This is a genomic window from Arthrobacter sp. Soil763 (genome assembly GCF_001428365.1).
Taxonomy (GTDB): Bacteria; Actinomycetota; Actinomycetes; order Actinomycetales; family Micrococcaceae; genus Arthrobacter.
The window spans coordinates 626,896-645,480 of sequence record NZ_LMSH01000002.1 but is presented as its reverse complement, the minus strand read 5'-3'; the positions used below and the strand labels follow the sequence as shown (position 1 = coordinate 645,480).

General features: G+C 71.1%; 16 protein-coding genes. 4 read left to right on the top strand and 12 right to left on the bottom strand.

Annotated elements, in window-relative coordinates; genetic code table 11:
• Positions 1 to 135: 135 nt before the first annotated feature.
• The gene (locus ASG71_RS06635; protein ID WP_056737868.1) at positions 136 to 2,262 is read right to left on the bottom strand and encodes an acyltransferase family protein; all 2,127 of its coding nucleotides are present in this window, start codon (positions 2,260 to 2,262) and stop codon (positions 136 to 138) included.
• A gap of 153 nt (positions 2,263 to 2,415) precedes the next feature.
• Between ASG71_RS06635 and ASG71_RS06630 the strand changes: the two genes are divergently transcribed.
• Positions 2,416 to 3,384 (top strand): DUF389 domain-containing protein, encoded by a 969-nt coding sequence (locus tag ASG71_RS06630; RefSeq protein WP_082574920.1) that lies wholly within the window; start codon positions 2,416 to 2,418, stop codon positions 3,382 to 3,384.
• A gap of 76 nt (positions 3,385 to 3,460) precedes the next feature.
• On the opposite strand, the gene groL is transcribed toward ASG71_RS06630, so the two are convergent.
• The 3 genes from groL to ASG71_RS06615 all read right to left on the bottom strand — a co-directional run bounded on the left by groL (position 3,461) and on the right by ASG71_RS06615 (position 6,173).
• Positions 3,461 to 5,071: a chaperonin GroEL gene (gene groL, locus ASG71_RS06625; protein ID WP_056737867.1), complete on the bottom strand. Its 1,611-nt coding sequence runs from the start codon at positions 5,069 to 5,071 to the stop codon at positions 3,461 to 3,463.
• 80 nt (positions 5,072 to 5,151) lie between these two features.
• The gene (groES, locus tag ASG71_RS06620) at positions 5,152 to 5,448 is read right to left on the bottom strand and encodes a co-chaperone GroES (protein ID WP_056737866.1); all 297 of its coding nucleotides are present in this window, start codon (positions 5,446 to 5,448) and stop codon (positions 5,152 to 5,154) included.
• Positions 5,449 to 5,762: 314 nt separating this feature from the next.
• A complete protein-coding gene (locus tag ASG71_RS06615) occupies positions 5,763 to 6,173 on the bottom strand; it encodes a hypothetical protein (RefSeq protein ID WP_235563945.1) in 411 nt (136 codons plus the stop codon).
• 56 nt (positions 6,174 to 6,229) lie between these two features.
• On the opposite strand from ASG71_RS06615, the gene ASG71_RS06610 reads away from it, so the two are divergent.
• Positions 6,230 to 7,465 (top strand): class I SAM-dependent methyltransferase, encoded by a 1,236-nt coding sequence (locus ASG71_RS06610; RefSeq protein ID WP_056737865.1) that lies wholly within the window; start codon positions 6,230 to 6,232, stop codon positions 7,463 to 7,465.
• 33 nt (positions 7,466 to 7,498) lie between these two features.
• Here the strand turns inward: ASG71_RS06610 and ASG71_RS06605 are convergent, their stop codons facing one another.
• Together ASG71_RS06605 and ASG71_RS06600 are read right to left on the bottom strand one after the other, a co-directional pair.
• The gene (locus tag ASG71_RS06605; RefSeq protein ID WP_268760363.1) at positions 7,499 to 8,326 is read right to left on the bottom strand and encodes a shikimate 5-dehydrogenase; all 828 of its coding nucleotides are present in this window, start codon (positions 8,324 to 8,326) and stop codon (positions 7,499 to 7,501) included.
• Between the two features lie 53 nt (positions 8,327 to 8,379).
• Entirely contained in the window at positions 8,380 to 9,813 is a 1,434-nt protein-coding gene (locus ASG71_RS06600) for a glycoside hydrolase family 3 protein (protein WP_056737864.1), read from the bottom strand.
• A 392-nt stretch (positions 9,814 to 10,205) separates the two neighbouring features.
• On the opposite strand from ASG71_RS06600, the gene ASG71_RS06595 reads away from it, so the two are divergent.
• Positions 10,206 to 11,357, top strand: coding sequence for a glutamate--cysteine ligase (locus ASG71_RS06595; RefSeq protein ID WP_056737863.1), 1,152 nt, complete (start codon positions 10,206 to 10,208; stop codon positions 11,355 to 11,357).
• Between the two features lie 92 nt (positions 11,358 to 11,449).
• On the opposite strand, the gene tsaD is transcribed toward ASG71_RS06595, so the two are convergent.
• The 6 genes from tsaD to ASG71_RS06565 all read right to left on the bottom strand — a co-directional run bounded on the left by tsaD (position 11,450) and on the right by ASG71_RS06565 (position 17,027).
• Positions 11,450 to 12,574, bottom strand: coding sequence for a tRNA (adenosine(37)-N6)-threonylcarbamoyltransferase complex transferase subunit TsaD (tsaD, locus tag ASG71_RS06590; RefSeq protein WP_056737862.1), 1,125 nt, complete (start codon positions 12,572 to 12,574; stop codon positions 11,450 to 11,452).
• Positions 12,571 to 13,029, bottom strand: a complete 459-nt coding sequence (rimI, locus tag ASG71_RS06585) for a ribosomal protein S18-alanine N-acetyltransferase (protein WP_056738592.1) — start codon at positions 13,027 to 13,029, stop codon at positions 12,571 to 12,573. Before rimI ends, tsaD begins: the two co-directional genes overlap by 4 nt.
• A gap of 62 nt (positions 13,030 to 13,091) precedes the next feature.
• Positions 13,092 to 13,763 carry a tRNA (adenosine(37)-N6)-threonylcarbamoyltransferase complex dimerization subunit type 1 TsaB gene (tsaB, locus tag ASG71_RS06580; RefSeq protein ID WP_056737861.1) on the bottom strand — a complete coding sequence of 224 codons (672 nt, stop codon included), beginning with the start codon at positions 13,761 to 13,763 and terminating at the stop codon, positions 13,092 to 13,094.
• 2 nt (positions 13,764 to 13,765) lie between these two features.
• The gene (tsaE, locus tag ASG71_RS06575; protein WP_056737860.1) at positions 13,766 to 14,401 is read right to left on the bottom strand and encodes a tRNA (adenosine(37)-N6)-threonylcarbamoyltransferase complex ATPase subunit type 1 TsaE; all 636 of its coding nucleotides are present in this window, start codon (positions 14,399 to 14,401) and stop codon (positions 13,766 to 13,768) included.
• Entirely contained in the window at positions 14,398 to 15,621 is a 1,224-nt protein-coding gene (alr, locus tag ASG71_RS06570) for an alanine racemase (protein ID WP_056737859.1), read from the bottom strand. The genes tsaE and alr overlap by 4 nt, the downstream gene beginning before the upstream one ends.
• A 314-nt stretch (positions 15,622 to 15,935) precedes the next feature.
• Positions 15,936 to 17,027 (bottom strand): carbohydrate kinase family protein, encoded by a 1,092-nt coding sequence (locus ASG71_RS06565; RefSeq protein ID WP_056737858.1) that lies wholly within the window; start codon positions 17,025 to 17,027, stop codon positions 15,936 to 15,938.
• Between the two features lie 81 nt (positions 17,028 to 17,108).
• Here ASG71_RS06565 and ASG71_RS06560 point away from each other — a divergent pair, with 81 nt between their 5' ends.
• Complete coding sequence (locus ASG71_RS06560; protein ID WP_056737857.1) at positions 17,109 to 18,584, top strand: 6-phospho-beta-glucosidase; 1,476 nt, start codon at positions 17,109 to 17,111, stop codon at positions 18,582 to 18,584.
• The last annotated feature ends 1 nt before the right edge of the window (position 18,585 follow it).

The window sequence follows — 18,585 nt, the reverse complement described above, 5'->3', positions numbered from 1 at the left end:
AGCAGATGACCAGCCCGTCATTACGGGCGTGGCCTGTGCAGGAGTGTTGAATAAATACTAGAACCTTGGCGCAGATCCCCATATTCCGCGCCGCGATTGTGAGCAACGGCATCCGCGTGCTGCCCGAATGGCGGGTTACTTCCAGCCGGTAGCTGCGAGCAGACGCTTCTCGAACATCGGGATCATGGTCTGGACGTAGGTCTTCGTCAGGTGGTTGTCGTCCTTGTAGACGTAGACGTTCCCCACCACGGCCGGGCAGGTCCCGTCGGCGCAGATGAAGTCGCTCATGTCCATCAGGTGCAGGCGGGCCACCTTGCCCCGGTAGGCATCCAGCGGCGACGACGCCGCCAGGGATTCCTGCAGCGGGACGTTGCACTCGGCGGCGTCGGGGCCCTTGGTCTGGACGCATTCGGGCATGTTGATCGGGAAGCGCGGGTTGTCGCGGATCCCGACGACGTCAATCCCGGCGTCGGTGAACGGCTTGATGCCTTCCAAGTATTTCGGGACCTCGGTCTCGAACGGGGCCTCCTTGTGCGTGAGCGAGGCGACGGTGAAGACGGCGTCGGGCTTGTGCTCCAGCACGTAGGCGGCGCTGGCCTTGTTGAAGGCGTTGCAGTCGGCGTCGCGCTCGTCGGACTCGCCGCCGAAGCGGCAGTTGCCCTTGAGCAGGGTCACCACTTCCCAGCCGTGGCTCTTGGCCACCGGGCCGAGCGCAGCCATGTACTGCTGGGCGTGCGAGTCGCCGAGCACCACGATCTTCTTGGTGACTTTGGCCGGGGGGCTGTTCTGGAGGCAGCCCTCCAGCAGCGGGTCGCTCGGGACATTGGCGCCCGTGCAGAGTCCGTCGATGTCCGCCCACTCGTTCTTCATCGCCCCGGGGGCCGGGATGATCTTAGCGTCCGGCGTGGGCTTTCCGGCGTTTTCGGGCGCCAGCGCCGCGGCACCGGGCGTCAGTTCCCGGGGCTGGGACGCGGCGGCGGCCTCGTCGGCCACCATGTGGCTCTGCCACAACGTGACCGGCCCGGCCAGCAAGGCGCCGCAGGCGGCGATGACGACGGCGGTCCGCCAGGCCCGGCGCTGCGGCCAGTGCCATTCGCGCAGCGGCTTTTCAACGTAGCGGGTGGTGAGCACGGCCAGGACGATGGAAGCGGCAACGATGGCCAGGCCCTGCCAAAGGTTGGGGGCGCTGAGGCCGGCCCCGGCCAGCGCGAGGACCAGCAGCGGCCAGTGCCACAGGTACAGCGCGTAGGAGTTATCGCCCAGGGCGACCAGCGGGCGCCAGGTCAGGAGCCGGTCCACGCCGAAGCGGCTGCCACTGCGCCCGGCCACGATGATGGCCGCGGCCGCGAGCGTGGGCCACAGCGCGATGAAGCCGGGGAAGGACCGGTCCACGGTGAGCAGCAGACCGCAGGAGAGCATCGCCGCCAGGCCCACCCAGCCCAGCACGACGCGCAGCGCCTTGCCGGGTTTGAGGTGCGGCAGGGCCAGCGCCAGCAGCGAGCCGAGGGCGAATTCCCAGAGCCGGGTGCGGGTGTCGAAGTAGGCGTAGGCCTGGTTCCCGGCGGTCTGCTCGACCGAGTAGGCCAGCGACATGGCGAAGACCGCCCCGAAGGCTACGGCCAGGAGCGCGCGGTAACCCGGCAACCGGTCATCCAGCCGGGTCCAGCGACGCACGGCGTAGCGCAGCCCCCGGTGCAGCAGCGCGACCCCGGCGAAAATCAGCGGCCACAGCACGAACACCTGCCCCTGGATGGACAATGACCAGAAGTGCTGGAGCGGACTCGCGCCCGAGTGGTCCTGGGCGTAGTAGTCGACGGCGGAATCTGCGAGCAGCCAGTTCTGCCGGTAAAGCAGCGAGGCCCAGGCCTGGTCCAGGATGTCCGCCCAGCGGCTGGCCGGCAGGATGGCCCAGGTGCCGATCAGGACGCCGAGGACCACGACGACGACGGCGGGCAGCAGCCGCTTGAGCAGGTGCAGCCAGTGGTGCAGGAGCCGGAGCGGCTTGCCGGATTCGACCTTGCGGGCGAAGCTGAGCGTCATCAGGAAGGCCGAAATGAGCAGGAAGATGTCGACGCCGCCGGAGACCCTGCCCAGCCAGACGTGGTAGGTCACGACCATAAGCACAGCCAGCGCGCGCAGGCCCTGCACCTCGGGGCGGTAGCCCGATTTGCGGCTCGCGGGAGAGCCCGCCGCGGCGGCGGGCGGGCTGGTTATGGTTCGCTCGTTCGTCACTTGGGATCCTCCAGGCGGCTTCCAAAGCATCAATGTTACCGAACCGTAATCTTGTCCGCCAATTCACGGGCCCGGATTCATGGCCCGGAACGGTCGCGGCCCGGAGCGGCCGCGGCACGGCCGGGCCAGCGGAGGGATGGGGCGCGCGGCGCCGTAGTCTGTTACGAGTCGAAGGAGGCCGCCTTGATCGTGCAGGTACGGATCTGCGTCCCGGAAGAACTGTCCCCAACTGTGGTGGAGAGTTGCTCGGGTGCGCCCGGGGTGGCCGAGGTCGCCCTGCATCCCGGCGCGTCGGTGGTGCCGCCGGGCGACGTCGTCCTGGTTTTTATTGCCCGCGAATCCGTCGAAGCGCTGATCGAAAACCTGCACGCCCTGAACGTCCAGAAACTCGGCTCAATCTCGGTGACCACCCCTGAGTTGCTGCTGTCCGAGCGGGCGGACCAGGCGGTGGCGGCAGCGCCCGGGGAGGGCGCTGACGCGGTGGTCTGGGACGAGGTGTCGCGGCAGACCGGGGAGGACGCCCGGCTGACCTGGAGCTATCTGGCGTTCCTGGTCCTCGCGACGCAGCTGGCCGCGATCGGCATCGTCACGGATTCAACCATCGCCATCGTGGGCGCCATGGCGGTCGGGCCGGAGTTCGGGCCGCTCGCTGCCCTCGCCGTCGCGCTGGTGCGGCGTCAATGGCGTCTCGGACGCCGCGCGGCGTTGGCGCTCGGCGTGGGATTCCCCGTCGCGATGCTGGCGGCGGCCCTGACGGCCTGGCTCTCCGTGCCGCTCGGGCTCTTTCCCGCGGACGCCCTGGACCGCGGTTCCGCCGTGGAATTCATCTACCACCCGGGGCCCTACTCCCTGATTGTGGCCCTGCTGGCGGGCACCGCAGGCATGCTCTCGGTGATCAGCCGGCGGTCGGCGGCCCTGATCGGCGTCTTCATCTCCGTGACCACTGTTCCCGCCGCCGGCTTCGTGGCGGTCGCCCTGGTGCTGGGCGAGTATCAGAAGGCAGCGGGCTCCGCCCTGCAGCTCCTGCTGAACCTTGTCGGGATTGTCGTTTCGGCGGTGGCGGTACTGGTCTTCTACCGGCTGGTCACCAAACGCCTGCCGCGGGACGCCGCCCTGCGGCTCCGGCGCAAGGCACAGCAGCCCCGGCACTGACCAGGGCGGGGGACGGCAAGAGGACCGGACCAGCTGACGCCGGTCCGGTCCTCTCGTGTAATGCGGTGCGGAGACCTTAGTGCTGGTGCCCGGCGTGCTCATCCTCTTCGGCCGGCTTTTCCACCACGAGCGTTTCCGTGGTGAGAACCAGCGCGGCGATGGAGGCCGCGTTGCGCAGGGCTGCACGGGTGACCTTGACCGGGTCGATGACGCCGGCGCCGATCAGGTCCTCGTACTCGCCGGTCTTGGCGTTGAAGCCCTGGTTGACCGCGGACTCGGCAACCTTGGCCACGACGACGTACCCGTCGAAGCCGGCGTTCTGTGCGATCCAGCGCAGCGGCTGGGTCAGGGCACGACGGACGATGCCGACGGCGGCAGCCGCGTCACCTTCGAGCGCCTGGACGGCCGGATCCTCATCGAGTGCCTTGAGGGCGTGGATGAGGGCGGAGCCGCCGCCAGCCACGATGCCCTCTTCGAGGGCGGCGCGGGTCGAGGACACGGCGTCCTCGATGCGGTGCTTCTTTTCCTTCAGCTCGACCTCGGTGGCAGCGCCGACCTTGATCACGCCGATGCCGCCTGCCAGCTTGGCCAGGCGTTCCTGCAGCTTCTCGCGGTCCCAGTCCGAGTCGGTGCGGGACAGCTCGGCACGCAGCTGGGCCACCCGGCCCGCGACGTCCTCTGCCGAACCGGCGCCGTCGACGATGGTGGTGTTGTCCTTGGTAACGGTGATGCGGCGGGCGGTGCCGAGCACCTCGAGGCCGACGGTGTCCAGGCTGAGGCCCAGTTCCGGGGAAACGACCTGGGCGCCGGTCAGGGTCGCGATGTCCTGCAGCATGGCCTTGCGGCGGTCACCGAAGCCGGGTGCCTTGACGGCCACGACGTTCAGGGTGCCGCGGATGCGGTTGACGATCAGCGTGGACAGGGCCTCGCCGTCGACGTCTTCGGCGATGATGAACAGCGGCTTGGAGCTCTGCAGCGCCTTTTCCAGCAGCGGCAGGAATTCCTGGACCGAAGAGATCTTGCCCTGGTTGATCAGGATCAGGGCGTCTTCGAGGACGGCTTCCTGGCGCTCCGCGTCGGTGACGAAGTACGGGGACAGGTAGCCCTTGTCGAACTGCATGCCCTCGGTGAGGACCAGCTCGGTCTGCGTCGTGGAGGACTCCTCGATGGTGATGACGCCATCCTTGCCGACCTTGCCGAAAGCCTCGGCCAGGAGCTCGCCGACCTCATCGCTCTGCGCCGAGATGGCGGCAACGTTGGCGACCTGGGTGCCTTCGACCGGACGGGCGTTCTCCAGCAGGCGTGCGGCGACGGCCTCGACGGAGACCTCGATGCCGCGCTTGATCTGGCCGGGAGCGGCGCCGGCGGCAACGTTGCGCAGGCCTTCCTTGACCAGAGCCTGGGCCAGCACGGTGGCGGTGGTGGTGCCGTCACCGGCGACATCGTTGGTCTTGGTGGCGACCTCCTTGGCGAGCTGCGCGCCAAGGTTTTCGTACGGGTCGTCCAGTTCGACTTCGCGGGCGATGGTCACGCCGTCGTTGGTGATCGTGGGGGCGCCCCACTTCTTGTCCAGCACGACGTTGCGGCCGCGCGGGCCGAGCGTCACCTTGACCGTGTTGGCGAGCTTATCGATGCCGGCTTCAAGCGACCGGCGGGCAGCGTCGTCAAACGCAAGCTGCTTTGCCATGGTTGTGTCCTTTCAAGACAGAACCCCGCGCAGCCGTTCCGTTCAGAGCGAAGGAAGGGCGGCGCGGGGGTCCAAGAGAGTTACTTTACGACGATCGCCAGAACGTCGCGGGCGGACAGCACGAGGTACTCGACGCCGCCGGTCTTAACTTCGGTTCCGCCGTACTTGGAGTAGATGACAACGTCGCCGACGGCTACGTCGACGGGGACGCGGTTGCCGTTGTCGTCAAAGCGGCCGGGGCCAACTGCGACAACTTCGCCTTCCTGCGGCTTCTCCTGTGCGGAGTCCGGGATAACCAGGCCGGAAGCCGTGGTCTGCTCGGCTTCGAGCGGGCGGACAACAATACGATCCTCAAGAGGCTTAATAGAGACCGACACTCGGACCTCTCCTTTTCGTCAGCAAATTCGTGGACTTTAAAGCCGTCGTGCCATGGCGTACAGACCGTCGTCGCGGTGCCGGCAGCAGCCAGGCCGGTAAAGCTTCAGGTGTTAGCACCCGCCTAGGGAGAGTGCTAATGACGACTCTATGTAAGGAGTTAGCACTCGGTCAAGGTGAGTGCCAGCAGTTCGTCGCCGGTGAACGACCCCTCCCCCGCAGGACATGCCCGTCCCCCGGCCCGGCCGGTGGGCATGCCGCGTCATGCCCACGCCCTGGCTCGAAGGATGGGCATGTCCGTCGGAGCGGCGTGGGGTCAGTTACCGGCGAGGTCGTCGAAGTCGACGTCGTCGCCGTCGTCGTCGCCGCTGCGGCCAGCCGTGGCCCGGGTGCGGTACAGCACCGCCCCGCCGGCGACGGCGGCCGCTGCGCCGAGGATCAGGAAGATAATGCCGCCGGTGCGTGCCGCGGCGTAGGTGTCCCGGATGGAACGGGCTTCATCGGTCGCGTCCGCAACGTTCTTGCCGCCGACCGAGTAGACGGTCGCGTTGAACGAGTCCAGGAAGAAGATGATGACCAGCAGTGCCACGCAGACGACGGCGACCACGCTGCCGGCGATCAGCGCCGGGCGCGCGAACCGGGCAGCGGCCCGGCCCGGTCCGCCCGGTTCCCCCGCATCTTCCCGGCTGCCTGCGATGCCCACGTCCTTGATCTCCCTGCCATCCATGCCGTCCACCCTATCCGGGACGGCGGGCCCCGCCGGCCTGAACTACGCTTGAAGGCATGGCTGAGACGACGCAGGACCAGATCGCCCCGCTGCTGAATCCGGAGGGCTGGGAGCTGCTGGCCTCGCTGGGGCCGTACCGCGAGGACGAGGCCTTCCGGCTGAACGCCTCGTTGCGGAAGGCCGGCCACTCCCCCGAACTGGTCTCCGCTGCCCTGACCCAGTCCCGGCTGCGGACCAAGGCGGAAGCCAAGTTCGGCGAGTTCGCCCGGCAGATGATTTTCACCCGCGCCGGCCTGGAGCAGGCCACCCGGCTCAACGTGGCGGCGCGGCACGCCCAGCGTTTCGCCGAGGCCGGAATCGGTCACGTCGCGGACCTGGGCTGCGGGCTCGGCGCGGACGCGATGGCCCTGGCGTCCCTGGACCTCACGGTCACCGCCGTGGAAGTGGATGAAACCACTGCCGCCTGCGCCACGATGAACCTGATCCCGTTCCGCAACGCCACCGTGGTCCATGCCGACGCCGCCGCGGTCCCGCTCGACGGCATCGACGGCGTGTGGCTGGACCCGGCACGCCGTACCACTTCAACCTCCGGAACCAAACGGCTCTGGGACCCGGAAGACTTTTCCCCGCCGCTGTCCTTCGTCGAGACCCTCGCCGCGTCCGGCCGCGCCGTCGGCGTGAAGATGGGCCCGGGGATGCCCCACGCCGCCATCCCGCAGGACTGCGAAGCGCAGTGGGTTTCCGTGGGCGGGGACGTGACCGAGGTGGCGCTGTGGTTCAACGCGGTCCGCCGGCCGGGAATCCGGCGTGCCGCCCTGGTCCTCGGCCCGCAGGGCGCCGCCGAACTGACCAGCCCGGAGGATTTCGACGCCGGCCCGGCCGCACCCGTGGGCCCGGTCGAGGGCTACCTGTACGAGCCGGACGGGGCCGTGATCCGCGCCGGCCTCGTCGCCGACGTCGCACTCCAACTGGGCGGCCACCTGCTGGACGAGCACATTGCCTACATCTGCGCGCCGGACCTGCGGGAGACGCCGTTCGCCCGCGCCTACGAGGTCCTTGAGGTGATGCCGTTCAACGTCAAGGCGCTCAAGTCCTGGGTCCGGGAGAACGGCGTCGGCGTCCTGGACATCAAGAAGCGCGGCGTCGCGGTCACGCCGGAGGAACTGCGCAAGCAGTTGCTCCCCGGCGGCCGGGCCGGCAAGGACGCGGCCAAGAAAACAGCCACCCTGGTCCTGACCAGGATCGGCGAGGATCGCGTGGCCATCTCGGTGCGGCCTGTGGGACCGGCGTAGCCGGACCCGCGGGCCCGGCTACGCCGGGCGGAGCTACTGCGCCCGCATGAAGTCCTCCGCCGCGCGCACCTGCTCCGCCGTGGGCCGGATCCCGGTGTAGAGCACGAACTGCTCCAGCGCCTGGATGGTTGCGACCTCGGCGCCGGTGATCACCTGCTTCCCGGCGGCCCGTGCGGCCCGGATCAGGGGCGTCTCGGCGGGCAGCGCCACGACGTCGAAGACCACCTTGGCCGCGTCCACCGCCGACTGCGGGAAGGACAGCGCCTCCGCGTCGGGGCCGCCGGCCATCCCCATCGGGGTGACGTTGATGAGCATGTCCGCTGTACCCTCGCCCGCCGCCGGGAAGTCCGCACGCCAGTGAAAGCCGTACTGGTCGGCGAGCGCCCGGCCCGCCGGTTCGTTGCGGGCGATGATGGTGACGTTCCGGAAGCCGGCGTCGCGCAGGGCCGCCGCGGTGGCCTTCGCCATCCCGCCGGCCCCGGTCAGCCAGACCGCGTACTCCACCGGGACCGCGTTGCGCTGCAGCAGCTGTTCGATTGCCGTGTAGTCGGTGTTGTAAGCCGTGAGCCGGCCGCCGTCATTGACGATCGTATTCACCGAGTCGATGGCCTTCGCGGACGGGTCCATGGCGTCGACGAGCGCGATCACGTCCTCCTTGTAGGGCATGGACACGGCGCAGCCCCGGATGCCCAGGCCCCGCACCCCGGCGATGGCCTGGCTCAGGTCCGTGGGGGCGAAGGCCTTATAGATCCAGTTCAGTCCCAGCTGCTCGTACAGGTGGTTGTGGAAGCGGGTCCCGTTGTTGCTCGGCCGGGCCGAGAGCGAGATGCACAGGGTCATGTCTTTGTTCAGGATGGGCACAGGACCATTAAACGGCACCCCGGCGGCCGTGACGACGCGGGACCGGTCCGCCGTCAGCGGCAGCCGGACCCCGGCGCGTGGCGTCCGACGGCGACCGGCAGCTTTCCTGGGGCCGTCGCCTTGCCCGCCAGGACGGCCAGCAGGGCGTCAAAAGCCTCCTGGCTGCGGCCGTAGAGGGCCACCTTGGTCCGGGCAGCGGACTTCTCCAGCGGCCAGGGCGCGTCAAGGGCGACGGCCACGTCCCCGGCCGCCGGGGCGCCGCGGTAGCCGATCAGGGTCACGAGCGGACCGGCGCCCAGGGCGACCCCGGCCCGGCGGGCGGCCGCGGTGAAACGGGCACGGTCCTGGGCGGTGCCGCCGCCCACCCGGACGCTGGCCGGAACTAGCGGTCCGCGGCAGGGGCCGGCAAGCACGGTGATCGCCTGCTGCGAGACTTTCCGGGACAGCGCCGAACCGTTGCCGGGCGCCGCGCCGCGCGGCGGATGGCTGCGGCCGCGCCAGAGCTGCATGGCGGCCACCCGCGTGGCTGCCTCGTCCAACCGGGCCTCGGGCAGGGACCCGTTCCGCACGGCGTTGACGATCGCCGCGTGCGCCGTCTCCGCCGAGGCCGGCATCAGCAGCAGGTCGGCCCCGGCAGCCAGGGCCAGCGGGGCGGCAGCGTCCCGCGGGTACTGCTGCGCTATGGCGCCCATGTTGAGCGCGTCGGTCACCGCGACCCCTTTGAACCCCATCCGGCGCAGTTCCCGGTAGGAGGCCTTGGACACGGAGGCGGGCACCCCAGGTTCCAGGGCGGGCACGGCGATGTGGCCGGTCATGACCATCGGGAGCCCCGCGTCGACGGCCGCCTGGAACGGCTTCAGGTCCTTGGCGCGCAGCTCCCGAAGACTGGCGGGCTGGACCGGCAGCGCCCGGTGTGAATCGGTCGACACCGATCCGTGGCCGGGGAAGTGTTTGGCCGCCGGCAGGACGCCGGCGCCGAGCATGCCCTTCGAGAAGGCGATGCCGACGGTGGCGGCGGTGTCGGCGTTGCCGGAGAAGGACCGCGCACCGATGGTCGGGTCGGCCGGGCCCATGGTGACATCCGCGGACGGGGCAAAGTCGACGTTGAAGCCGAGGCCGGTCAGTTCCGCGGAGAGCGCCCTACCCGCGTCCGTCGCCAGGGGACGGCTGCCGGCGGCCCCGTAGCTCATCGGGGCAGGCCACTCGGTTAGCGGCGCACGCAGCCGGGCGACCAGGCCGCCTTCCTGGTCGACGCCGACCATCCCGGGCCAGCCTCGGCCGTCGGCGCGGGCGGCCTGGTGCAGGCGCCGGGTGACGGCGTGCAGGGCGGCGGTGTCCACCTGCCCACCCGGGGTTCCGGGGACGTTGTCCGGCATGATGATCGCTCCGGCCAGGTGCAGCCGCTCGATGGTCCGGGCGTGCGCCTCGTGGTCCAGCCCGGGAAAAGACGGCAGCAGGACCTGTCCCGCTTTCTCCGCCAGGCTCATACTCCGGACCGCACGCGCCGCGGCATCGGCATCGGCTCGGTCCGGGCCCCACCCCAGCGGCCGGGCCCCCGGGCCCCCGCCGGACGACTGCGGGGCCGGGGCGGGGCTCGGCGGCGCACCGCCGGCTGCAGCTCCGGGGTCGGGGTCCGGCGGGCCGGCGCAGCCCGCGACGCCCACGGCAAGTGCTGCCAGGACGGCGAGGACCGCCGTCGGCCGGCGTCGACTGTGAAGACTCTCACGTATCAGCTGTAACTTCGCCACCAGCTCGATGCTACCCCTGCACTAGACTTGCAACACCGCTGCCTTGCCGTAGCCCGCCGCGTCCGCGGGCGGGCCGTCCGGGCGACATGACCGGCCGGCGCAGGCTGGCAACGACACCGTGAAGGGACCACATGAAGATTGATTTCGCTTCATCCAGGCAATCAACTCTTGGTGTGGAATGGGAACTCGCGCTGGTCAACGCCGAAACCGGCGAGCTGGCCTCGGTGGCCAGCGAGGTGCTCCGCGGCGTCGCCGCCCGGCACCCCGAATTGAACGAGGACGACGAGCATCCGCACATCAAACAGGAGCTGCTGCTCAACACCGTGGAGCTCGTCACCGGGATCTGCACCACGGTGGCCGAAGCGAAAGCGGACCTGAGCAGCTCGCTGGCCGCGGTCCGCGAGGTCACCGATCCGATGGGCGTGGAGGTCTTCTGTGCCGGCAGCCACCCGTTCAGCCCGCCGCAGCTCCAGACGGTGACGGACAAGGAGCGCTACGCCAAGCTGATCGACCGCACGCAGTGGTGGGGCCGCCAGATGGTGATCTACGGCGTCCACGTCCACGTCGGCCTGGACAGCCGGGACAAGGTCCTGCCGGTGCTCGACGGCCTGGTCAACTACTTCCCGCACTTCCAGGCCCTCTCGGCGTCCAGCCCGTTCTGGGGCGGCGAGGACACCGGCTACGCCTCGCAGCGGGCCCTGATGTTCCAGCAGCTGCCGACGGCGGGCCTGCCGTTCCAGTTCGGCAGCTGGGAGGAATACGAGGCCTATGTCCAGGACATGTTCACCACCGGGGTGATCGATACCCTCTCGGAGATCCGCTGGGACATCCGCCCGGTGCCCAACCTCGGCACGATCGAGATGCGGATTTGCGACGGCCTGGCCACGCTGGAGGAAGTCGGCGCCATCGCGGCACTCACCCAGTGTTTGGTGGACGAGTTCTCCACCATCCTGGACAACGGCGGCACCATTCCGACCATGCCGCCGTGGCACGTGCAGGAGAACAAGTGGCGTGCGGCCCGCTACGGCCTGGACGCGATCATCATCCTCGACGCCGAGGGCAACGAGCAGCTCGTCACCGACCACCTGCGCGAGACCCTGAAGCGCCTTGAGCCGGTCGCCGCGAAGCTCGGCTGCAGCGCCGAGCTGGCCGACGTCGGAAAGATCATCGACCGCGGCGCCGGCTACCAGCGGCAGCGCCGGGTCGCCGCCGAGCACGGCGGGGACCTGCGCGCCGTCGTCCTGGACCTGGTCGACCAAATGCGCACCGGGCCCGAGGCCTAGCCCCACGGGTCGCGCCCTCCCGGGAGCCCGGCATCCCCGGAGTCGCCATCCGCGAAGGCAACGTCCCGCGGCCGGCCTCCCGGGCTCGGCGGCTACGCGCTGACGACGGTGACGGGCATCGAGGAATCCGGCGCGAAGCCGATCCCGCTCGGCGCCGTCCCGGACATCACCAGCTGCGCGCCGAGCGCCGCCACCATGGCGCCGTTGTCCGTGCAGAGCGACAGCGGCGGCACGGTCAGCCGGATCCCGGCCGCGCTGCAGCGCTGTTCGGTGAGCTGGCGCAGCCGCGAGTTCGCCGCCACTCCCCCGCCGAGCAGCAGCTCGGTAATGCCGTTTTCGCGGCAGGCGAGCACCGCCTTGGCGGTGATCACGTCCACCACGGCCTCCTGGAACGCCGCCGCGATGTCCGCCACCGGGACCTCCTCGCCGCGGGCCTCGAACTGTTCGACGCAGCGCGCCACGGCGGTCTTCAGCCCGCTGAAGGACCAGTCGTAGCGGTGCGGGCCGGGCTCCTCCGCCGTGCCCATGTACTTGGGCTGGGTCAGGCCGCGCGGGAACCGGATCGACTTGGCGTTACCGGTGCGGGCCAGTTTGTCGATGGCCGGGCCGCCCGGGTAGCCCAGGCCCAGCAGCCGGGCCACCTTGTCGTAGGCCTCGCCCGCGGCGTCGTCGATCGTGGAGCCGAGCAGTTCGACGTCGTCGGTGATGCTCCGGATCCGCAGGATCTCGGTGTGGCCGCCGGAGACCAGGAGCGCGCCGAGGTTCTCCGGCAGGCTGCCGGCCAGCCCGCCCGGGACTCCGGCCGCGGCGCCGGTGGCGCCGTCGGCCGGCTCGAGCAGCCCGACGCCGACGTGCGCCACGAGGTGGTTGATCGCGTACAGCGGCTTCCCGGTGGCGACCGCGAGCGCCTTGGCCGCGCAGACCCCCACCATCAGCGCCCCGGCGAGGCCCGGGCCAGAGGTTACCGCGATGGCGTCGACCTCGTCGAGCGTCACGTCCGCCGCGGCGACCGCCTCCCGGAGGGTGGGGACGAACGCGTCCAGGTGCGCCCGGGAGGCGATTTCGGGGATGACGCCGCCGAAGCGGACGTGCTCGTCCATGGACGAGGAGACGGTGTTGGCCAGCAGCCGGGTGCCGCGGACGACGCCGACGCCGGTCTCGTCGCAGGAGGATTCGATGCCCAGCACCAGCGGGGCGTTACGCTCGGGGCGGTTCATGGACGGCCTGCTTCCTGTGGGTCTTCCGGCGCGCCGAGCACCAGCCGCATGATCAGCGCGTCCACGCCGTCGCGGTAGTAGCGGGGCCGGACGTGGATCTGTTCGAAGCCGAAGCGCCGGTACAGCTGCTGGGCGCGCGGGTTGTCCGCGCGGACCTCCAGCAACACGTCGGCCGCGTGCCGGCGGCGGCTTTCCCGGATGAGCTCGGTCAGCAGGGCCGAGCCGATGCCGCGGCCTTCCTCTTCGGGGACGACGGCGATGGTCTGGACGTCAGCGATGGGTTCGATGCACATCAGCCCGGCGTAGCCGATGATCGTGCCGCCGGACTCCGCGACGAGGTAGCGGCGGGTCTCCGTCTGGGCCAGTTCGTCAACGAACATTTGCAACGGCCAGGCGTCCACCGGGAACAAGCGGCGCTCCAGTTCGTGCACCGCGGGCACATCCGTGGGCACCATGTCCCGGAGGACGACGCCGGCCGGCGCGGCGTCCGGCGTCGGTCCCGGAGTTCCGGGGGCGTTCACAGGGCGCGCTTCCGCGGCCCGGGCACCTGCGCGTCGGACTCGCGCAGGTACAGCGGGGTGCTGTCCAGCAGTTGCTCCCCCGCGGCGAGGCGGGCGAGCGCGAACTGGCCGAGCGACACGGCCTCGGGCTGGCGCGAGGCGAATTCGGGCACGGCCCGCACGTCATCCGGGTAGAGCCCGGCGCCGGCCCCATAGACGGGAAGGTGCGGCAGCCCGGCGGCGAAGCCGACGTGCGGGCCGTCCACCAGTTGCGGCAGCTGGCCTGCGGTCAGGGCGTACCGGGCCCAGTAGACTTCCTTGCGCCGCGCGTCGGTGGCCACGATGAACTCGGCCGCGGCCTCGGTGGACTCGGCCACCTCCAGGGCGATCGCGTCCAGGCTCATGAGCCCGTAGAGCGGCTTCTGCCAGACGAAAGCCAGGCTGCGCGCGGTGACGATGCCGGACCGCAGCCCGGTGAACGGGCCCGGACCCACACCGGTGACGATCGCGTCGACGTCGGCGCCGCGAAGGCCCGCGCCGGAGAGCAGCTGCTCAATGCCGGGTGCCAGCACCTCGGCGTGGCTGCGGGTGTCCGCGGTGGCGAAGCTGCCGACGACGGATTCCAGCGAATCGTCGGAGACCAGGGCGGCACTGGCCACGGCGGAGGTATCGATGGCAAGGATCAGCATCTTCAGTCCGTTTCCGGGGTGGTGGCAGCGGCGGTGAAACCGGCCAGGGCGGCCGGCGGGGCCGTCCAGCGCGGGCCGAAGCCGCGGAAGACCACGGTCCGGGGCTCGTCGGCGTCGTCGGTATCGAAGTCCAGCCCGGCCGGTTCGGACGCCTCGGCGGGATGCGCGGCGGGCTGCGAGGTTGCGGGCGCCTCGGCGGGCTGCGGCGCGGCGCCGCCGAGCCGGCGGTGCAGCTCAATCTCAAGCCGGCTCTCGCTCAGGTGTTCCACCCGGTCGCGGCCCCACTCCACCACCGTCACGGAGGTGTCCATGGTGTTTTCCAGGTCGATGTCGTCGATCTCGGCGGCCGAGCCCAACCGGTACGCATCCACGTGGACCAGGTCCGGGCCGCCGGGGCGGGGGCCGTCGGGGAGGTTGGGGTGGATCCGGACCAGCACGAAGGTGGGCGAGATGATTCCGGGACGGACACCCAGGCCCTCGCCGAGCCCCTGGGTGAACGTCGTCTTCCCGGCGCCCAGCTCGCCGCTGAGGACCAGCAGGTCGCCGGCTTCCAGTTCGGCGCCCAGTGCCGCCCCGAGCGCGTGCGTCTGCTCCGCGGTCCCGACGTCGAGGGTCCGCTCCCACACTGGAGCGCTCACTGCGCAGCCCCGCCGTCGGATGCCGGTTCCTCGTTGATGTAGCGGCGCGGAACCCGGGGGCTGATCCGCGTGACGATCTCGTAGTTGTTGGTGCCGGCCGCGCGGGCCCAGTCCTCGGCGGTGGGGCCGCCGTCGGCGCCGTCGCCGAACAGCACCGCTTCGGCGCCCAGCAGGCTGCGTCCGCCGTCGGAAACGTGCAGCGGGCCGAGGTCGATCACCATCTGGTCCATCGCGATGCGCCCCACCACGGGGTAGTCCACGCCGTCCACCCGGACCGGGCCGCCGGTGGCGACCCGGGGCACGCCGTCGGCGTAGCCGAGCGGAACCAGCCCGAGGGTGCTGCTTTGGGCGGTGCGGTAATTGAGTCCGTAGGACACGCCCTGCCCGGCCGGCACGTCCTTGCAGTTCGAGACGACGGCGCGCACCGTCATCGCCGGGCGCAGGCCGACCTCGGCGGCGCGCTGTTCCTCGAAGGGCGAGAGTCCGTAGATGCCGAGGCCGACCCGGACCAGGTCGAAGTGCGTATCCGGCCGGGACAGCGTCGCCGGGGTGTTGGCGAGGTGCCGGACCTCGGGGTCGACGCCGGCGTCCTGCGCCATGGCCAGGACGTCGCGGAAGGCTTCGAGCTGCTGGTCCGTTTCCGGCCGGTGGGGCTCGTCGGCGACGGCCAGGTGGGAGAAGATCCCGACGACGCGCAGCAGGCCCTGGTCCTGGTAGTCCATGGCCTCGCCGAGCAGGGTGTCCCACGATTCGAGGGTGGCGCCGTTGCGGCCGAGGCCGGTGTCGACCTTCAGGTGGATCCGGGCCGGGCGCTCCTGTTCGCGGGCGGCGGCCACGATCCGGCCCAGCTCCCAGCCGGAGCAGCCGATGTCGATTCCGGCGGCGACGGCGGCGGCGAAGTTGCTCTCGGGGGTGTGGAGCCAGGCCAGCAGCGGCGCGTCAATGCCGGCGGCGCGCAGGGCCAGGGCTTCCGAGATGTGGGCGACGCCCAGCCAGCTGGCGCCGGCGCTGAGCGCGGCCCGGGCGACGGGCACGGCGCCGTGGCCGTACGCGTCGGCCTTGACCACCGCCATGACCTTGGCCGGCGACGCCACCTTGGCCAGGTGCCGGACGTTGTGCCGGATCGCCTCAAGGTCAATGATGGCCGAGCGCTCCTCGACGTGGTCCGGTCGGACTTCCGCCACCGGCCGGAAATCACCTGTTGCTGCTGGGTATATCACCCAACGATTCTACGGGTGGCTGGCGGGCGCACTGAATTTGAGGCCCGCCCCCCCCCTCCGGCGGACATGCCCATTCTCGGCAACTGCGGCTGGGCATAACGGATCATGCCCGTTCCCCGGCCCAGCCACGGGACATGTCCGTCAGGCCGCCGGTCCCACCCGCAGCCCACCCGGACGGATATGCCCATCCGTCGCAGCCGCGGCTGGGCATAACGGATCATGCCCTCTCCGCAGCCGCGCCACGGGACATGTTCGTCAGCCCGCGGGCCCACCCGCGCCCTCACCAGCCGCGCCCGCACCCATCGCAGGCACGGCTACGCGTCGGAGAGGTGGGCGATGGTCGCCGTCGCACGCCGCTGGGCCTCCGGCGGCACGTCGCGCACGATGTCTTCGAGGAACCGGTACCGCCGAAGCCACTGGCTGCCCTGCCGTTCCTTCCGGGCGTTGGCGCGCTGCCACCAGTCGGCCAGGTCGCCCCAGCCCGGCGCCGCGAGGGACCCGCCGACCTGCTGCACGGCCAGGGCGGCGCAAAGGTTCGCGAAGCGCAGCCGGTCCCCGAGCGGCCAGCCGGCCAGGCAACCGACGATGAACGCGGCCCCGAAGCAGTCCCCCGCCCCGGTCGGGTCGAAGGCCTGGACCGGCAGCGACGGCACCCATTCCTCCTCGCCGGTCTCGGAGTCCACGGCCATGGCCCCCTGCGGGCCCAGGGTCACCACCGCCACCGGGACCCGGTCCGCGAGCGCGTAGAGCGCCGCCCAGGGGTTGTCCTTGCCGGTGAACGCCATCGCCTCCTGCTGATTGGGCATAAAGGCGTGGAAATACCGCAGGTTATCCAGCCGGGCCTGCGCCCACGCCCCGGTGGGGTCCCATCCGACGTCGCCGAAGAGCCGCACCCCGGCGCGGTGCGCGTCAAGGGCCCACGGCTCGAGCTCCTCACCCAGTTCCGCGACGGCAGCGAGCGCGGCCGGCGGGCAGCCGATCAGCTCGGTCGAGGTGACCGGCGCCGGGTGACCGTGGGTCACCATGGACCGGTCCTTCTCGACGCTGAGCGAGACGGTGACCGGCGAGTGCCAGCCGGGGACCCGGCGCGAGAGCGACAGGTCCACGTGCTCCTGGCGGTCCAGGATCTTCCAGTTGTAGTCGCCGTAGCCGTCATCGCCGAACGCGGCGGCGAGACCGGTCCGCAGTCCCAGCCGGGCCGCCGCGATGGCCTGGTTCGCCACCCCGCCGGGGCAGCTGCCCATCCCTTCGCTCCAGATTTCGGTCCCGGGCAACGGCGTGTGCGGCAACCCGGTGAAGATGATGTCCTGGAACACCGTGCCGGTCAGGAGCAGGTCGAATCCCGCCGCCGCGGGGGCCCGGACGGCGGCGAGCGGGTCGAAGCGCGGCGCTGGAATCGCGTCCATACAGGAACACTACGCCGCCGCTTATTCCGGCGGAAGAAGGCCTCCGGTATCCCCGGCGCCGGTGCGGAATAGACTGCTGGCATGCGGCTCATGATTGCCGGCGGCGGCGGGTTCCGGGTGCCGCTGCTGTACCGGGCGCTCACCTCCGGGCGCTTCGCCGGGCTGGTCCGGGAGTTGGTGCTGTACGACGTCGACGCCGGCCGGCTCGCCGCCGTCGAAGCGGTGCTCGCCGCCGCGCCGGGCCCGTCGGGCGGTCCTTCAACCGCCGGCGTCCCGGCCGTCCGGACCACAACCTCCCTGCCTGCGGCCCTGGCCGGGACGGACATGGTCTTTGCCGCGATCCGGCCCGGGGGAACCGCAGGCCGCACCGCCGACGAACGGGTCGCGCAGCAGCTCGGCGTCCTGGGCCAGGAGACCACCGGCGCGGGCGGGATCTCCTACGCCCTGCGCAGCATTCCACCCATGCTTTCGCTGGCCCGGGCGATGGCGCGGCACTGCCCGGATGCCTGGCTGGTTAACTTCACGAATCCGGCCGGCATGGTGACCGAGGCCCTGCTCCCGGTGCTGGGCCGGCGGGTGGTGGGCGTCTGTGATTCCGCCGGCGGGCTGGTGCAGCGGGCCGCGGCCGCCGCCGGCGTCGTCCTTCCCGGCGGCCGGCTCGACGGCGTGGGCTACTACGGACTGAACCACCTCGGCTGGCTCTACCGGCTGGAGTCCGGCGGCCGGGACGTGCTCCCGGACCTGCTGGCGGACGCCGGAGCCCTGGCCGGCTTCGAGGAGGGCCGCCTGTTTCCGCAGCCTTTCCTGGCACACCTGGGCTGCCTGCCCAACGAGTATCTGTATTACTACTACGAAACGGACCGTGCCGTGGCCGCGATGCAGGCGGCTGGGCAGACCCGGGGCGAATCCATCCACCGGCAGCAGGCCGAGCTCTATCCCCGGCTCGCGGCCTCCGGCGCGGATGCCTACCGGCTCTGGGATGCCGCCCGGCGGTCCCGCGAGGAGGGCTACCTGGCGGAGGCCCGCGGCGCGGGTGAACAGCGGGACGAGGCGGATCTGGCCGGCGGCGGCTACGAGCGCGTGGCGCTGGCGGTGATGCGCGCCTTGTCCGGCGGCGGCACTGCCGACCTTGTCCTGAACACCCCCAACGCAGTGCCGGGCCCGGGCGGCGTGCCGGCGGCTGCGGTCCCCGGGCTGCCGGTGGACGCCGTCGTCGAGGTCCCCTGCCGGGTGGACACCGGCGGCCTGGTGCCAATCCCGCAGGACCGCCCGGCGGAGGCGCAGCTGGAGCTGATGCGGCGGGTCAAGGAGGTTGAACGGCTCGTTGTCCGGGCCACGGCTGACGCCGGTGCGGCCGGTGCCGTCGCCGCGGCCCCCGCGTCCCCCGACGCCGGCGGTTCGGACTCCGTGCCCGCGACGGGGAGCCGGCGCGAGGCGGCCCTTGCCGCTTTTGCCCGCCACCCCCTTGTCGGTTCGGAACAGCTTGCGGCCAGGCTGCTGACCGGTTACGAGGCAGCCTTCCCGGAACTGCGGCGGCTCTGGGCGCAACAACCGTGAC

Bases quoted from the DNA above. Each gene is read 5' to 3' on its own strand.
- ASG71_RS06635 (WP_056737868.1), bottom strand. From the start codon at position 2,262: ATGCTTTGGAAGCCGCCTGGAGGATCCCAAGTGACGAACGAGCGAACC.
- groL (WP_056737867.1), bottom strand. From the start codon at position 5,071: ATGGCAAAGCAGCTTGCGTTTGACGACGCTGCCCGCCGGTCGCTTGAA.
- ASG71_RS06615 (WP_235563945.1), bottom strand. From the start codon at position 6,173: ATGGATGGCAGGGAGATCAAGGACGTGGGCATCGCAGGCAGCCGGGAA.
- ASG71_RS06610 (WP_056737865.1), top strand. From the start codon at position 6,230: ATGGCTGAGACGACGCAGGACCAGATCGCCCCGCTGCTGAATCCGGAG.
- ASG71_RS06600 (WP_056737864.1), bottom strand. From the start codon at position 9,813: ATGAGCCTGGCGGAGAAAGCGGGACAGGTCCTGCTGCCGTCTTTTCCC.
- ASG71_RS06595 (WP_056737863.1), top strand. From the start codon at position 10,206: ATGAAGATTGATTTCGCTTCATCCAGGCAATCAACTCTTGGTGTGGAA.
- tsaD (WP_056737862.1), bottom strand. From the start codon at position 12,574: ATGAACCGCCCCGAGCGTAACGCCCCGCTGGTGCTGGGCATCGAATCC.
- rimI (WP_056738592.1), bottom strand. From the start codon at position 13,029: ATGGTGCCCACGGATGTGCCCGCGGTGCACGAACTGGAGCGCCGCTTG.
- tsaB (WP_056737861.1), bottom strand. From the start codon at position 13,763: ATGCTGATCCTTGCCATCGATACCTCCGCCGTGGCCAGTGCCGCCCTG.
- ASG71_RS06565 (WP_056737858.1), bottom strand. From the start codon at position 17,027: ATGGACGCGATTCCAGCGCCGCGCTTCGACCCGCTCGCCGCCGTCCGG.
- ASG71_RS06560 (WP_056737857.1), top strand. From the start codon at position 17,109: ATGCGGCTCATGATTGCCGGCGGCGGCGGGTTCCGGGTGCCGCTGCTG.